Source organism: Treponema endosymbiont of Eucomonympha sp. (assembly GCF_001028545.1).
The window spans coordinates 15,746-30,569 of the sequence record NZ_BBPW01000007.1; the positions used below are offsets into that span (position 1 = coordinate 15,746).

Below are 14,824 nucleotides of genomic sequence, written 5' to 3' on the forward strand. Positions count from 1 at the left end.
AACCCGACAGGATTTCCGAACAAGCCCGCTTGCTTATAAGGGTATACGGAACATGTTTGCCGAGCCGCCGAAAACACACCAGTCGATACACGGTGTTGCTCATAATTCCTACAAGCGTCAAGTATTTAATATAATATAACGCGAATAATGTCAAGAGGCATACGCGGTATTTGATAGATTTTTGCTGAAATTTTGTGCCCCGTTATGGTGACCATGCCGCCGGAAGTGATGTTCCGGTCAACGGAGCCGCTGGAAACGTCCAGCACCTCGGCGACGCAGCCTTCCACATTCTCCAGTCCCAGCAGGTCTATCCGCACCTCGTCGGCGACTTTCTGCAGTTTGCGGAGCACGCGGAACGCGAACTCGATTTTGTTCCGCACCGGATCTATGGCGGACAGCGGGCTGTCGAATGTGCCGTCGATTTTGGGATAGACGCCGTAATAGCTGTTCTCGACCGCGTAGCCGTCGGCAAGCTGGTACGCGGCTTCGGTGTAATAGGCGTTGACGATTTCGACCGCCTGGTCGAATTTGGCGGTCATGCCTCCCCGCGCGAGCGCGGCGGCGCAGACGTTTTCCACGCCGAGCGTCTTGGGCGTTAATGAAAAGAATAATTTCTGGCGTAGTCTTGCTCGAATTTCTTTCCGGGTGCATGACTACCTATAAAGGAGCATACAAAGACATTCTATTGTCAAGAAAAGACATGGCAATAATCAGAACGTCTAGAAACGAGCTTACTTCCGCGGAAAACGTTGAAATTTATATGCTCGGCAGGTGCGGAGAAATAGGCACCGAGCGAGGGTATACGCATTTTTATATCATAGACGAAAGATTGGATACCAGCATTCAGAGCATATATTCAACCTCAAATGTCAGCAGTTTTAGCACAAGCAGCGACGGGGAAACTAAATGTTTGTTTACAAACGAACATATCGACGCATATAGCGACCTTCCGTATTACGATTGTCAGGAATGTTTTCAGAAAGCGCAGTCATTAGACCAAGTCGCTGTAGGGTGGAATGTTGCCGACTGGATATCGGCGGGTTTGCTGACTATTTTTGGAATTGCAGCTATATCGCAAACCAGTGAATAATGGGGAAGTTTGCTGCTCTTGAAGATTTTTGTTGTAACTATGCACATTTTTATACCTGCCTCGTTGCATATCTTACCGCGTAGACAAGGGTTTTTGTCAATATTTGGAAAGAGCGGGATATGGGTATGAGCGGGGAATAAATTACTGTAGCGCGGTTGAAAACCACGGGATATACGTTACCAGCAGCAGAACGGCGAACTGCACCGCAAGGTATGGCAAAACGCCGCGAATCACGCGGAAGACCGGGACATTGAACGTGTAGGACGCGATGAACAGGTCCATTCCGACCGGCGGCGTCAGAAAGCCGAGCTGCATATTCATTAGAAAGATGACGCCCGTATGCACCGGCGAAAGACCGAACGGCTCCGCAACTGCAATGACGAGCGGCGACACAATCAGTATCGCCGAATATGTGTCCATAAGGCAGCCGACCGCAATCAGCGCAAAGTTCAGCAGCAGCAGGAATGCGTATTTCGAGCTGACATAGCGGAGCACCAATTCGGACAGTTGCGCCGGAATGTTCGCGTCCATTAAAAAGTACGAAAGCCCCCGCGCCGACGCGAGGATGAAGAGCACGCCGCCCGACACCGGAATGCTTTCGAGGACGACGCGGAGCGCCTCCCTGCCGGAAAAGTCGCGCCGGACGACGGCGGTCAGGAATATGGCGTACAGCGCGGCGAATGCGGCGCTTTCGGTCAAGCTGAATATGCCGGTAAAGTAGCCGACGCAGAAGAACACCGGCAAGAGGAACTCGAACGCCGCGTTTTTGAGCGCGGTGAACGCTTCGGGCGCGGAAAATGGCGGACGTGCAGCGTTTTTATCGAATAGGAAGCCGACGAAAATCGTGCCGAGCGCCAGCAGGCAGCCGGGGATGAGCGCGCCTTTGAAGAGCGCCACAATGTCTACCGAGAAGTAATTCGTCGAGCCGTACATGATAACCGCCGCGCTCGGCGGGAACAGCAAGCCTATTGCGCCCGACGCGGTTGCAAGGGAACGCGCACGGTCTTGCGGATAACCGGAGCCAGTCAGGAGTACCGTCAGCAGAGAGCCGAGCGCCAGAATCGTAACGCCCGACACACCGGTAAACGTGGTGAAAAACGTGGCGACGACAACGACGGCGACGATTGCCCCGCCCCGGAACCAGCCGAAACACGCGCGGAAAACGTCGACGAGACGGCGCCCCGCACTGCCTCGCGACAACACGTAACCGGTAATCGTGAACAGCGGAATCGCCGCAATGGTTTTATCGGTGAGCATCTGGTACGATTCGAGCGGCAGCACATCGACATAGCCGCCTCCTTGCGAGAATGCGACATAGGCGACTCCGCTCAGGACGATGAAGAGCGGTACCCCGAAGAACGCCGACGCGACGAGCAACAGAATGAGTGGCGCAGTAGCCTGTCCGGCAAACATGCACCACCGGGCATTCACCGCGTCGAATACCGGCGGCACCGAAGAGGCCAGCACGTACCATGCATTCGCAAGAGTCCCGCCCGAAACCACCAAGCCGACCGCCGCTCCGAGAAACGCGCTCGCTCGAAGCGGCTTCCTGAGCCAGAGCGAAACGGCGAGCGCAAGGTACGTCAGCGGTAATACCGAGAACACGGCGGCAAGCGGGATTCCGGCGACGGTGCTTCCGGGCTCAAAGGCGGAAAACACGCGCGAGCACGACGCGAAAAAAAGCGCCGTCAACACCGCAGATTCGATTCCCGTCCTGATTTGCAGAGTCAGGGTTTGGGCTTTTGGGGACAGTCTGTCCGAGAGCGAGGCGAGGCTGATATGCTTGCCACTCCGCCACGTAATGATTCCCGCAGCGCAGGCGAACAGAAAGAATATATTGGAGACGACGGCGTCGCTGTTGAAGATTATGACGGAAAACTGTTCCTGAAGCAGCTTGAATGCCAGCGGGATAAGCGACAGCAGAAACACCAGCAGAACGGCGGCGCGGTCGACTGCCTTGTCGAATATCTTATGCGACACCGGCGTTCCCATTATGCGAGTTTTGCGCACTGCGCTCAGCCGCCGCCGTTTTGCTTTCGGTATTCGGCGAGCAGCGCCAGAATCCGGCGGTAGAACGCGCGGTCGAGTATGGTGTTGTTGCCGTCGAGCATCTTCTGCGCGTCCTCGGTGAACGATTTTTCCCACGCGGCGAGTTCGGCGGCAGTCGGCACAGCGCGCGTAACCCCGCTTTGTTCCATAAGCGCAAGGTAATGCTCATCCGTTTCCTGCTGCATGGAACTAAACACCCGCTCGGACTTCTTCACCGCTTCAAGCAGCTGCGCGCGGTATGGGGCGGAGAACGAATCCCACACCGGCTCTGACATAATGAACGCCGTAAAAACCGGGCATATCGGCAGGTCAAGCACGTAGCGGAGCGTCTCGTGGTATTTCGTCGCGTAGGTGTACATAGGAATCGCGTACACGCCCTGTACGCCGCCGGGGCTTCTGATATTCTGCGAGATTTTATCCAGCGGGATATTCTCCACCTTGTATCCGGCGGTTTTGAGCGCCGCGGTGAACTCCGGCGAGCCGAAGCCGCCCATAGCCAGCCGCAGGTCTTTCAGCTTCTCCGGCGTCCGCACCGGTTCCTTCGTTGAGAAGTAAATCCAGCCGACGCCGAAGCAGCCCAGCAGCACGTACCCTTTGTTTTGCACCGCTTTCTGTATGTCGCCCGACACCGCTTCCAGCACGTAGTCGACTTCCGCCTGAGTCTTGAACGTGAACGGGACGCAGAGCGTCAGGATATGGGCTTCGGGCGCGAGCTCGTGTATGCCTATGCACGTAAACACCGCACCGTCGAGCGGCGCCCGCTGACCGGGTCGTGCGCCGCGGAGCTTTTGTATGACGCCGTTCTCCGAGCCGATAGCCTGTGTGTCGAAGAACTGGAGCATCGCGTCTCCGCCCGAAATCCGCGCCCACTCCTGTGCCAGCTTCCGCTGCTCGACGTCCCAGGGGGAACGGTTCGGTGCGACCGATGCGATTTTTATCGTCTGTTTCTGCGCCGCCGCGCCGAACGCCGCAAAGACAGCCAGCGCGGCTCCTGCCGCCTGTGCTTTGTTCAAAGCCGAGCCTCCTTCCTACCAGTCTATGAAATAATCTTCCCTATGCTCAAGCAGCCACTGCGCCTTTTTCTGCATGATGACCGTCGAGAGCCGCGAGTCGGGCATATCGTCGGGGCTGACCGCGAGCGCCTTGCCGAGCGCCTCGGCGAAGCCTGCGGAATCGTTCGCGGGGACGCAGAGCGACTGCGCGTAAACCACATACGGGTCGGGCAGCTTCCCCTTAGAAATGCGGAGGCTCTCCTCGTAGCAGAAGCGCGCGCGCGCCGCATTCCCGCCGAAATCAGCCGGAGCGGCGGCATAAAACGCGCAGAGCACATTCCACGCCGCCCCGTTCCCGTACTCCGGCTCCAGCGCGGCGGCGCGTTCAAGCAGTGCGACCGCGCCGTTCGCCGTCCCCAGCAGGGAGTCGTCCAGCGGGTCGAGCGAAAACGCGCCGAGCCAGCCCGCGCCCGCCCAATACGCCGCGTTCACGTCGTCCGCGGAGAGCCGCGCCGCCGCCCGCCCGATTCTGGCAGCGTCTCCACTCGCTATGTCTTCCCTGAAACGCGGATATTTCCGTCCGAGCGCGCCGAGGATATCGTCGCGCCCGCGGAGGTAGTGCATTTTTGCCCGCGCGAACTCGGCGCGCTGCTCGTCGTAGCGTGAGACCGGCAGCGTCTCCGCGTCGGCTTGGATGAACGCATTGGCGTATATGACGTGATACGCCCCCGTGCTTTCCGCAAAGCCGATATGCGCGGGGTTCGAGGCGCGAAGCATGTCGTGGAGTTTCAGCGCAGCGGGGAAAAAGCCCGCGGCAAGCGTCGTGTCGGTTTCGCCGGTAACGGCGAGCACTGCTTCGGGAGTCGTTTGCCGCGCCACCGGAACGCCCTTTTTGTCGTATCCGGCGATCGCCGTCGAAACCGCGTCAACCGCCGAATGCTTTATTGTCGCGCACGACGGGAGCGAGAGGAGCGCGGCGCAGCCCGCCGCCAAAACAGGGGATACACGCATGAGCCGATTATAGGCGCGTGGGGGCAAACGGTCAAGGCGTTAGCGTTACCCTTGCGGCGGTACTTTATCCCGCGAGTTTGCGGCAAGCGAAGCGGCGCAAACTCGGTAGCACGCCGCAGGCGGGCGGCGGTTTCTTGAGGAAACTCGGCATAGAGGTAAGACAGAGAAGCAGAGGGAAAGCGCTTACCGAGTTTGCCTCGCAAACCCGCAGCATATAGGCGAGGTATAGAGGCAAAACCTGTGTGCCGGAATACGGGCAAAAAACAGAGAGGCTCTGTGCTATAATGCAGAGCGAGTCTGTACTGTAGCACAGAGCGTCTCTGTACCAGACCACAGAGAGCCTCTGCACCATAGTACAGAAGATCTCTGTACCGTAGTGCAGAGCGTCTCTGCATTATGGTACAGAGCTTCTCTTAACCTATGCGCGAGGAAGGCTCGCGTTCGGCGGCGGCTCAGTTCCAGCACCCGCTCGAAGCGTCCGTCGCAGCCGCCGGACTGTGGCGCGGCTGACCCGTAACGCCGAGTCTCTGCGTATTTTGTTGACAAACGCGACTGTGTTCGCTAGGGTTTGCGCAGCATTTATAAATCACTCAATAAGGACACTCTTTTATGACGAACAAAGAATTGGTAGTGCGGGCGCTGAATAATCAGCCGGTTGAGCGCGTGCCGGTCGGGTTCTGGTTCCACTTTCTGCCGCAGGAAGACAAAGCCGACGCTCTGAAAGACCCCGCCGTCTTCGAGCGGAATATCGCCGGACACCGGAAGTTTATCGAGTGCTTTCGCCCGGACTTGGTGAAAATCATGAGCGACGGGTTTTTCCGTTATCCGGCTGCGGGGGAAATCGCCGGCATACACGACCTTGCCAAATTGCAGGCGGTAGACGTCGGCTGCGAATGGGTGCAGAAACAGGTGTCGCTTGTAAAGCAGGTTGTCTCGCTACAAGCGAACACGTGCTATTTCTACAACGTGTTCAGTCCGGCGACGACGCTCAAATTCCTGCTCGGTCAGGACGCATTGCTGCGGTATATCAAAACGGACTTCGCGCTGGTGTCGGAAGCCTTGCAGCGGGTTGCGGCGGGGCTTGCGGCTCAGGCGGAATGCGCCGTCGTGCAGGGCGGAGCTGACGGCGTTTACCTGAGCGTGCAGAATCCCGACAGCACGGCAATCAGCGACGAGGACTATCGCCGCTATATTTATCCCGCCGACAAAATCGTGCTGGACGCGGCGAACCGCGTTAGCGAAAACAACATTCTGCATATCTGCGGCTACGCGGGCTGCCGGAACCGTCTGCCCGCGTGGACTGACTATCGGGCAAAGGCGTACAACTGGGCGGTCGGCGTGGAAGGCGTACCGTTTGCGGAGGGCAAAAAACTATTCGGCGGGAGCGCGGTCATCGGCGGGTTTGCGAATACCGCGCAGTCGGTATTGTATAAGGGCACGAAAGCGGAAATCGAAGCCGAAACGGAACGTCTGTTGCGCTGCGCCGGAACGACGGGCATTATTCTAGGCGCGGACTGCACCCTGCCTCTCGATATTTCATTTGAGCGGCTGGAATGGGTGCGGACGAAAGCCGCGGCGCTCGACGCTTCCCGCACGGGGAACGACCGAGTTTCTTAAAAGGACTAGGTAGTGTGGACTGGAAGGTAGAGGAATAAACACCTGACATGAATAGCGGCGGTGAAGGAAGCGGTGAGCTTTGCGTAGCGCGTAGCGGTTCCCCGCCGGCGCTTGAGGGCACGGAAAATATTTTCAATGACGTGCCGTGCCCGATACAGCTCATGACTGTACGCTCTCTGCTCTTTTCGGCTTTTAACCGGGGATGACGGCTGTTATATCAGCTTCCTTAAGCATGCCGAGCAGCTCGTTCGTGTCATACGCCTTGTCCGCGAGGAACGCTTCCGTCTCCAAACCATCCATAAGGAGAGGCGTCTGGCTGCAGTCCGCGACAGTACCGCTTGTCACAATGCCGCTTGCCGGTATCCCGTACTCGTCAACTGCCAAATGTAACTTGCTGTTCAGCCCCCTTTTGTGCGGCTAATGTCCTGACTGCCGCCTTGTGCTCCGCATGCGTCCGCGTGTGCCTTGATATACATCGAATCTCTCATACGGATATCCACGGCAGGCTCGCCTATTGCGGCGTCCGCCAGTATTCTCCATATTCCCTTATCTCGCCGGCAGCAAAACCGCTTGTGTATGCTGTTCCAGTTCCCGAATTCTGGCGGTATATCCCTCCACGGAACGCCTGTACGCGTCTGCCACGCTACCGCGTTGATAAACCAGGCGGTTGTCTTTCGCCACTCTCCCGTGCTTCCCTGCCTGTCCGGGCAGCAGGTCTTTTATCCGTTCCCACGCCTCGTCGCTTATATCGTGCCGGTGAATGCCTTCTTTTCTTTCATGCTCCTATTTTACCTCTTTCCCTTTATCCAGTCCACACTACCTAGGTGCGCTTGAAGCGGGCACGCTCAAATCCGGCGTATTGTACGGCGCGGAAGACATCTATAGGCGGCGTTCCGCGTCCGGCAAAGCCGAATGTCTGGGTTTCTTTATATCGCGCCTATAGACGTCTTCGTTCTTTTTCGCGCCTCTTATTTTATCTCGCTTCCCCTTTTTGCGGTTTCTTGACAGCAAGCGTTGATTTCGCTATAAATTAACCACTCATCAGCCGTGGAAACTACCGTTTCATTATCTTACAAGGAGTCCGCTATGATTTTCCCGATAGAAGAATTGATTAATTTCACCGGCAATATATATGAAATCACGTGTGCGGCGACCCGCCGCGCTTACCAGATTTCCATGCTGCGCGACGAGGATAATAAAGACGACGAAAGTACAGACAAAGCTGTTTCTATCGCTGCCAAACAGATCTTTACAAAAGAGGTTCAGTACCGTATCGAGCATAATCCGCAATAAAAAGACCTGTTTTTTATTGAAAGTGTCTTCCGTGCCTTCAAGCGCTGGCGCGGAACTGCGCGGCGTCAGCGGGATACGGCACGCGGGGAAAGTCTATTTTGAGAAACTCGCGGTATTTCTCACGGTAGGCTGGGCTGTGCAGCACGGCGTAAACATAGTCCAGCGCGTCGAGCGGCGCGAAGGTGTTGGGTGACTCTTCTTTTTTCAGCCGTGTACCGCAAGCCGGTCTGCGCGGACAGCTCGTCTATAATCGCTTGGCTGAGGTTAGGTCGGCGTTTTTCGTCTGTGTCTAATGTATCTTTTTCGGGATAGAGATAGAGCGGGAAAGAGTAACTGAATTCCGACGGCAAGTTTGACAGGTATCCCGATTCAACAAAAGCATTATGAACCAAAACATGCGAAAATGTTTTAGAGGATAACATGCGGCAAAACATTAAACCGAAATTCCCGTTATGATAAAAATTTCGCATAACACGATAAGCGGGTCTGCTTGTAATGCCTTGTTCATAATAGATATACCGCGTATCAAACGGCCGATACAGCAAAGGACGTATGTTTTCTTCTTTGAATGCTTTGTTTTTGATTACTTCGGTTAGTTTATAACTTCCGCTATCTTTAACATTAAAAAGCTCTCTAAAATCATTGTCAAAGTTACCCGACAATAATTTTTTCATTCGTTTTGCTAATACAGTTTTATCAAAATCAATAAACAATGAATCCCTGTCCGTCTTTATTCCGCTGTTATATACGGCAAATAACTCTGTAATAGAAAACCCTATTTCATATTCTCTCTTACCGGAAAAATTCTTTGGCGTAAAAAAAATAATACGGCTTATTGAAGTCCAGTTTTTTCCAACCGATAGAATCTATCTTATTCTCTAGCAAAAACGAATACTTGTTTTCACGGTTGCCGTATAAATCGTGATAGTAACCCGTTGCAAAATCCCCTTCTTTCTTGCTTCCGGTTTTTATAAAGATATTTATGCTCCCGCCCTGCTGTATGTCAAACACGTTTTCGTCTTTGCCGCCGTCCGGTGCGCATTCTTTTTTCTTAGCACTTCCGTGCAGGTTAAGAATGTATATTTTATCAAAACTCTGTAACAATGATTTTCGCATTTGTCTGTGCGTTATGCCGTCAACGAAACTGTTATTAGAAATATACGCTTCAATGCCGTTTTTGTTTTTATCAATATAATACTGACCATACCGAATAAACTTTATGTAGTCATCATCTAAGTTTAATTTTTTTTCATGAAGACCCGTTTTATAAACGTCTATGAGGCTATCTATCCACTCATTTTTGTTTTGAGTGCTGACGTTGTACGGCGGATTTGCCAGCATAACCATGATTGGCACGTCGCGTTTAATTCTGCGCGCTTCCGCGGATTCTGTGGCAAGCCACTGCGCAAAGGGAAGTTCCGCCGCCTGTAAGGGGGCGCTGTCCAGACTGTTGGTCAAAAACACGCGGAGGCGCTCCGCGCTGTTCCGGCAGCCCGTCTCCTTCAGCTTCATGTCGAGCTTGAAGTGCGCCATTGCGTAGCTCGCCATAAGGATTTCAAAACCGTTCAGGCGCGGGATTAAATGCTCCGCACAATAGCCCGCCCACATTCCCTGCTGATTTACAAACTTTTCGTAGACTTTGTCTATTACGGCGGCGAGAAACGTGCCCGTTCCGGTCGCGGGGTCGAGTATCTGCACTCGGTGAAACTCGCAGTCTTTCAGCTTTCCGCCGTCTTGCGGTATCGGCAGGGCGACTTTCGATTTATCCGCCAAGCCCTCCGGCAAATTGAATTCGGTTTTGAGAATATCGTCAGCCGCGCCGACGATAAACCGGACTACCGGAAGCGGCGTATACCACACGCCGCGCCCTTTGCGCATGACCGGGTCGTATTCGGCGAGGAATGTTTCGTAAAAATGAATGTACGGGTACTGCCTCGCCCTGCCGAACTCTTTCAGCAGGTCCTCTACCGCTACGCAGTTAAATAAATCGGCGAGCGCGTCGACAATCCAGCGAATCCGGTCGTCAAGGTCGTATCCCGCAATATGCTGAAAAAACTTTTGCAGGAACGGATTTGACTGAGGAATGTTCAGAGCCGCCTGCATACGGGTAAACTCTGCATTTGAAGCATCATTGAGCCGCGCGGCAAACATGTCGTAGGCTATCGTCTGCGCGAAAATATCGGCGAACTCTTTCTGCGACAGGCTGTGTATCAGGAAGTCCCGAAAACTATTTAACTGGTCTGCGAGCGCGTCTCCCCGTGCGGCTAAGAGTTCAACCTCGCCTGTCGGCAGGGCTTGCACGATGACTGCGGCTAGCAGGCGGGCTTTTGCCGCCATAATCTGCGCGAGCGCGCCGCTGTCCGCTATCGTTTTCCCTTTGTAATCGGCGAACATTTGCACAAGCTCAGAAAACGCGCCGTACTGCGCCTTGTCCGCTTTGATATTTTCGCCGTCGGCTTGCGCGATAGTTGCGGAAAGCGTAAGCGAGCCGTCGATAAAAAGCTCAAAGCTGATATAGTCTGTGATGATTAAATTGCCCAGAGACGACTTATACCGCTCGAATTGCGCCTCGTTTTCCGCGCTGTGTATGCCGACAGGTATGTCTTTAGCCTCGATATAGCCTGCGGGTATGCCGTTCCGCGTAACGATATAGTCGGGCGCGCCGCACGCAACGCGCTTCGGCTCGTTGGTTACCGATAAGCCGCTCGTTATGCGCTCAAAGAGGCTCTGCAATGCGGGGCGATAGCTGTGTTCCGTTGCGTTGCCCGCGCAATACTTCTTGTCGAGCTCGGCTATGTACTGGTTTATTTCGGCTGTCGGGACTGTGCCGCTCTGTTCTTCGGGCAAGGCTGAACCTCTCTCGTTTTACTATACCATAAGCGGGCTTACACGCCCTATAGGCGGCGGTTGGATAGGGCGCGTTCCGCGACTCTCTGTGCCGCAGGTATTTCCGCTCGTTCGCCCGCTCCCGCGCGTTGTTTTGTGCGGCACTCCGGTCTTCGCCGCGTGCAGCCAGCCTCTCGCTGCGTGCAGAATGACTTTCACTGCTTCCAGTACGACTCTCACCGCTTCCAGAATGAGTCTCGCTGCTTCCAGTACGACTCTCACTGCTTGCAGAATAACTCTCGCTGCTTCCAGTATGACGCTTACCGCTTCCAGAATAAGTTCCGCTGCTTCCAGAATGAGTCTCGTTGCAGGCCGCTCAAGCTCTCGCTGCAGGAAGCGCGGGCTTCGCCGACATAAAAAACTTTAAAAATGCGGACGTGATTAACTGCTCGTCGCCAGTCAACAGCGTGCGGACGTGCAGGATGACGCAACCCTCGCGGATAGCCGGTATCACCGGGACGGGGGCTGCCCGCAAGCCCGCGGCAAGGGTTTCCGCGCTGAAGCAAGCGGAGCGTATCCCTACGCCGAAGCCGGGAAGCATATCGGTGGGGAAAGAGCCGCCCCCTATGGCGTCTTCCGTTTCCACGACCGAAACGGCGAAATCGCCGGCACCCCGCTTTGCCGCGCCACGCTTCAGACTGCGGCACAGCTTCCGCGCCCGTTCGAGCAGGGCGCTTTTGTCCGTCTCTATCATCCTGATCACCGGTATCTCCCCCTGCCTGCCTGCAAGGTAGAGCCTCAGCGTGGCGTCGAATGCCGCAAGCGTCATTTTGTCCGCCCGCAGCGCCCGGAGAAGCTGGTGCTTCTTCATTTTATCTATCAGGTTCTTTGAGCCGGCAATAACCCCAATCTGCGGACCGCCGAGCAGTTTGTCCCCGGAAAACGTTACGATGCCGGAACCGGCTTCGAGGCATTCCCGCACCGAGCATTCACGGTTTGCAAATGCCACGCCGAGGGGGCAGAGTAGCCCGCTGCCAAGGTCTTCCATGAATATGAGTCCCCGCTCAGCGGCGAGTTTCGCCAGTTCTTCGCGGGACGTCGATTTGACAAAGCCCTCTATCCGGTAGTTTGAGGGGTGCACTTTCAGCAAAACGGCGGTGTTTTCCGTTATTGCGTCGCGGTAGTCTTGTATGCGCGTCGAATTGGTGCAGCCGACCGCTCTCATTTTCGCACCCGAAAAGGAGAGTATCTCCGGGATTCTGAAGGAGTCTCCTATCTCCACCAGTTCCCCGGAGGAGACGATGACCTCCCTGTCTGACGCGGTCGCCGACAGCGCCAGAAGCACCGCGGCGGCATTATTGTTGACGACCAGCGCGGCTTCCGCGCCAGTCATGCGGCAGAGGCTCCACTCGACGTGTTCGTTGCGCCCTCCCCGTCCGCCGCTTTCCGGGGAATATTCCAGAGTGCTATACGTTCCCGACAGAGCGTTGACAGCGGCAAGCGCCTCGTCGGCAAGAGGCGCGCGACCGAGGTTTGTATGAATGACCACGCCGGTTGCGTTGACTACGGATTTCAGCGTGCTCGACGCTCTTAAACGGAGCAGGCTTGTCGCGCGGCTTACAACGAGTTCGTACACCGGCAGGCTGACCCTTACGCCGCCGCATAGTTCGCGCCTGACTTCGCCGAGCGCCTCCGCTATTATTTTTTTCACTTGTTCTCTGCCCAGTCGGTTGGAAAATTCAGCGGTCCAGGGCGCGTTAAGCAGCACGTCCATTGCCGGAATGGACCGCAATAAAGCGTTTGTATCGGAATTCGTCATACTCATTCCGTTATTGTAGGAGATAAACCGCTTATGTAAAGTCCAAAACAGCAGCGGATTTGACAGAAAAAAAGTGCCGTGTTACAACAAAATACGTTGAAGGAGATTTGTATGTCTGAACCCGCAATTCGTGCTTTACCGGAGATTTTTGAATCCTTTTCCGACGCCCGCAAGCAGGGTTTTATGGTCATGAAAAACCTCAAGGAACAGGGCAAGGGAGTGGTGGGGACATTTTGCAGCTATGTTCCGGTAGAACTCATCATCGCGGCGGGGCTCATACCAGTGGGACTCTGCTCGACCAGCGACGAAACTATTCCTGAAGCGGAAAAGACCTTGCCCCGCAATCTTTGTCCTTTGATAAAAGCCAGTTATGGTTTCGCGCTTAGCGATAAGTGTCCCTATATGTATTTTTCCGACATGGTCGTCGGTGAAACAACCTGCGACGGCAAGATAAAAATGTATGAGCTTCTGGGAAAGTTCAAGGACGTCTATGTCATGGAGCTTCCACGTACCCAGTACAAAGAAGCTTCAAGGCGTTTCTGGCTTGAGGAAATCAAAGCCTTCAAAGAAAGGCTTGAACAGAAATTCGGCGTTATCATAACTGACGACACAATTCGCGCCGCTATAAAAGAGCGGAACCGGGAACGTGCTCTTCTAAAACAAGTTTATGAGTTATCCGCCCTCCAGCCTCCGCCGATACCGGGATTGCGACAATTACAGATTCTCTACGGCGCCCAGTTTAAGTTTGTTCACGAGGAAAAAATTCGAGAGCTGGAAGAAACCGTTGCCCTGATTAAGGAAGAATACCGCGCAGGGAATCGTCCGGTTTCGGAAACGGTAAAGCGTATCATTATCACCGGCTGCCCCATAGGCGGCGTTACCGAAAAGGTCGCCCGCATAATAGAAGAATCCGGCGGGGTGGTAACGGTCTATGAAAATTGCACCGGGGCAAAACAGTTTGACCGGCAGGTTGACGAATCCGCCGCCCCTACGAGGCGCTCTGCGATTATTACCTCGCCATTGGGTGCAGCGTGATGACCCCAAATCCCAATAGGTTTGAATTATTGGCTCGTCTTTGCGCTCAGTTTGCACCCCAGGGGGTAATCGAAATGGTGCTCCAATCCTGTCATACCTACGCGGTTGAAACCCAAACCGTCAGGGAATTCCTTAAACCTAAAAATATACCCTTTCTTTCGCTGGAAACGGATTATTCAACCGGGGATACCGAACAGCTTCGAACACGGATAGCCGCTTTTATCGAGATGCTTTAAAATGGCTACGTACTCCATAGGGCTAGGTAGTGTGGACTGGATAAAGGGAAAGAGGTAAAATGGGAGACATGAAAGAAAATGATGGCATTCGCCGGCACGATATAAGCGGCGAGGCGCGGGAACGGATAAAAGAACTGCTGCCCGGACAGGCAGGGAAACACGGGGAGCGGCGAAAGACAGCCGATTGTTCATTAACGCGGCAGCGCGGCAGATGCGCACGGGCGTTCCGCGGAGAGACATGCCGCCAGAACTCGGGAACCGGAACAGCGTGCACAAGCGGTTTTGCCGCCGGCGGGACAAGGGAATATAGAAAACGCCGGCGGACGCCGCAATAGACGAGCCTGCCGTGGATATCCGTATGAGAGATTCGACGTATATCAAAGCGCACGCGGACGCATGCGGAGCGTTCGGCGGCAGTCAGGATATCAGCCGCACAAAAAAGGGGCTGAACAGCAAATTACACTTGGCAGTTGACGAGTACGGGATACCGGCAGGCGGCATTGTGACAAGCGGTACTGTCGCGGACTGCAGCCAAGCTCCTCTCCTTATGGAGGATTTGGAAGCGGAAGCGTTCCTTGCGGACAAAGCGTATGACACGAACGAACTGCTCGGCATGCTTAAGGAAGCTGATATGGCAGCAGTCATCTTTCCGGTTAAAAACCGGAAAGAGCAAAGGACATACAGCTATGAGCTGTATCGGGCACGGCACGTCATTGAAAACGTCTTCCGCGCCTTCAAGCGCCGGCGAGGAATCGCTGCGCGCTGCGCAAAGCGCACCGCTTCCTTCATCGCCGCTATTCATGTCAGATGTTTATTCCTCTACCTTCCAGTCCAAAACTCTTCACCCCATAACTGT

General features: G+C 54.8%; 13 protein-coding genes and 2 pseudogenes. 6 read left to right on the forward strand and 9 right to left on the reverse strand.

What is annotated here, in order from left to right:
• Positions 1–125: 125 nt before the first annotated feature.
• Positions 126–635: a DNA-binding domain-containing protein gene (locus AWU74_RS00835; RefSeq protein WP_162504604.1), complete on the reverse strand. Its 510-nt coding sequence runs from the start codon at positions 633–635 to the stop codon at positions 126–128.
• Here AWU74_RS00835 and AWU74_RS00840 point away from each other — a divergent pair.
• Positions 599–1,090, forward strand: coding sequence for a hypothetical protein (locus tag AWU74_RS00840; protein ID WP_162504605.1), 492 nt, complete (start codon positions 599–601; stop codon positions 1,088–1,090). The two genes, AWU74_RS00835 and AWU74_RS00840, sit on opposite strands and share 37 nt — an antisense overlap.
• Before the next feature lie 141 nt (positions 1,091–1,231).
• Here the strand turns inward: AWU74_RS00840 and AWU74_RS00845 are convergent, their stop codons facing one another.
• Genes AWU74_RS00845 through AWU74_RS00855 form a run of 3 tightly spaced genes read right to left on the reverse strand, consistent with a single transcriptional unit; the run spans position 1,232 to position 5,124 of the window.
• A complete protein-coding gene (locus tag AWU74_RS00845) occupies positions 1,232–3,100 on the reverse strand; it encodes a TRAP transporter large permease subunit (protein ID WP_238580105.1) in 1,869 nt (622 codons plus the stop codon).
• 5 nt (positions 3,101–3,105) lie between these two features.
• Positions 3,106–4,152 carry a TRAP transporter substrate-binding protein DctP gene (gene dctP / locus AWU74_RS00850; protein ID WP_062326700.1) on the reverse strand — a complete coding sequence of 349 codons (1,047 nt, stop codon included), beginning with the start codon at positions 4,150–4,152 and terminating at the stop codon, positions 3,106–3,108.
• 15 nt (positions 4,153–4,167) lie between these two features.
• Positions 4,168–5,124 carry a TRAP transporter TatT component family protein gene (locus tag AWU74_RS00855; protein WP_062326702.1) on the reverse strand — a complete coding sequence of 319 codons (957 nt, stop codon included), beginning with the start codon at positions 5,122–5,124 and terminating at the stop codon, positions 4,168–4,170.
• Between the two features lie 627 nt (positions 5,125–5,751).
• Here AWU74_RS00855 and AWU74_RS00865 point away from each other — a divergent pair.
• Positions 5,752–6,759 carry a uroporphyrinogen decarboxylase family protein gene (locus AWU74_RS00865; protein WP_062326706.1) on the forward strand — a complete coding sequence of 336 codons (1,008 nt, stop codon included), beginning with the start codon at positions 5,752–5,754 and terminating at the stop codon, positions 6,757–6,759.
• A 5-nt stretch (positions 6,760–6,764) separates the two neighbouring features.
• Here AWU74_RS00865 and AWU74_RS09745 read toward each other — a convergent pair.
• Positions 6,765–7,521 (reverse strand): annotated as a pseudogene (locus AWU74_RS09745) (IS5 family transposase).
• Positions 7,522–7,845: 324 nt separating this feature from the next.
• Between AWU74_RS09745 and AWU74_RS00875 the strand changes: the two are divergent.
• Complete coding sequence (locus AWU74_RS00875) at positions 7,846–8,052, forward strand: DNA-directed RNA polymerase subunit omega (protein WP_062326710.1); 207 nt, start codon at positions 7,846–7,848, stop codon at positions 8,050–8,052.
• 37 nt (positions 8,053–8,089) lie between these two features.
• Here AWU74_RS00875 and AWU74_RS13290 read toward each other — a convergent pair whose 3' ends face one another.
• The 4 genes from AWU74_RS13290 to selA form a co-directional block, all read right to left on the reverse strand.
• Positions 8,090–8,197 carry a type ISP restriction/modification enzyme gene (locus tag AWU74_RS13290; RefSeq protein WP_368853436.1) on the reverse strand — a complete coding sequence of 36 codons (108 nt, stop codon included), beginning with the start codon at positions 8,195–8,197 and terminating at the stop codon, positions 8,090–8,092.
• The gene (locus AWU74_RS09750; protein WP_187150768.1) at positions 8,172–8,918 is read right to left on the reverse strand and encodes a type ISP restriction/modification enzyme; all 747 of its coding nucleotides are present in this window, start codon (positions 8,916–8,918) and stop codon (positions 8,172–8,174) included. Before AWU74_RS09750 ends, AWU74_RS13290 begins: the two co-directional genes overlap by 26 nt.
• Entirely contained in the window at positions 8,845–10,899 is a 2,055-nt protein-coding gene (locus AWU74_RS00880; RefSeq protein ID WP_062326712.1) for a hypothetical protein, read from the reverse strand. Before AWU74_RS00880 ends, AWU74_RS09750 begins: the two co-directional genes overlap by 74 nt.
• A 355-nt stretch (positions 10,900–11,254) precedes the next feature.
• On the reverse strand, positions 11,255–12,697 hold the full coding sequence (selA, locus tag AWU74_RS00890; RefSeq protein ID WP_062326716.1) for an L-seryl-tRNA(Sec) selenium transferase: 1,443 nt from the start codon (positions 12,695–12,697) through the stop codon (positions 11,255–11,257).
• A 189-nt stretch (positions 12,698–12,886) separates the two neighbouring features.
• Between selA and AWU74_RS00895 the strand changes: the two are divergent.
• The 3 genes and pseudogenes from AWU74_RS00895 to AWU74_RS00905 all read left to right on the forward strand — a co-directional run.
• Positions 12,887–13,968: pseudogene (locus AWU74_RS00895) on the forward strand (double-cubane-cluster-containing anaerobic reductase).
• Between the two features lie 68 nt (positions 13,969–14,036).
• Entirely contained in the window at positions 14,037–14,303 is a 267-nt protein-coding gene (locus tag AWU74_RS13710; RefSeq protein ID WP_238580107.1) for a hypothetical protein, read from the forward strand.
• Between the two features lie 11 nt (positions 14,304–14,314).
• Positions 14,315–14,824: IS5 family transposase (locus AWU74_RS00905; protein ID WP_162504608.1), on the forward strand; the 510-nt coding region annotated here is incomplete at its 3' end.